General features: G+C 65.6%; 1 protein-coding gene. It reads right to left on the reverse strand.

Annotation, left to right across the window (positions count from 1 at the left end; all coding sequences use genetic code 11):
- On the reverse strand, positions 1-698 hold a 698-nt coding region (locus AACY08_RS27760), incomplete at both ends, for a hypothetical protein (protein WP_339472305.1).

The raw sequence follows: 698 nt of genomic DNA on the forward strand, positions 1-698 counted from the left end.
CGGCAGGACACCGTCACCCACGGCTCCGAACGCCCGGATCAGTTCGCAAAGCTCGGGAGCGACGCCATCAACCGGCCCGCGCGCCCCAATGAGCTTCCGCCCTGCTTCGAAGCGATCCCATGCCTCGTCGATCTCCTCATAGCACTCGCGCAGGATCGCCTTGAGGTCCCCTTCGCCAAGGCGCGGCCGGGTATCGACAATGCGGTTCGGCCAGACCCGCCAGGGGAAGTCGATCCGCGACAGCAGCCGGGAGGGATGCCGCCGCTTGGTCCAGTCGATCATCTGGCGAAGCTGCATCAGCACATTCGCCCGCGAACCCTTCGACCAGGGTTGGTTGGTCTGTCCTGCGACCTGGCGATCCAGCCATGCGATGTAGCGCCCGACCATCGCACTGGTCAGATCGTTGACCGACAGAACAAGACCGTCCTCCGCCACGAAGCGCGCAAAGGCGCGCAGCGCCATCCAGCAATGACGCTGCGTGTCCCGGCTCGAGGCGGCATGATGATGACGGAAGGCATCGGCCAGAAGAATCGCGATGTCCGACGGCAAACCGAGCCTGCCGAGATCGTAGCGTTTCACAACCTCGCCCCAGCCGTCGCGGAAGACGACGATGGTATCGGCTGGCTGATCCAGAGCGATCGGCGCCGCAGCCGACAGCCTCCGGTCGATGCGCTCGCGCCTAACGGCCATCGGGGACC

It is taken from the genome of Pseudomonas sp. EL_65y_Pfl1_R83 (genome assembly GCF_963970695.1).
GTDB lineage: Bacteria > Pseudomonadota > Gammaproteobacteria > Pseudomonadales > Pseudomonadaceae > Aquipseudomonas > Aquipseudomonas tritici.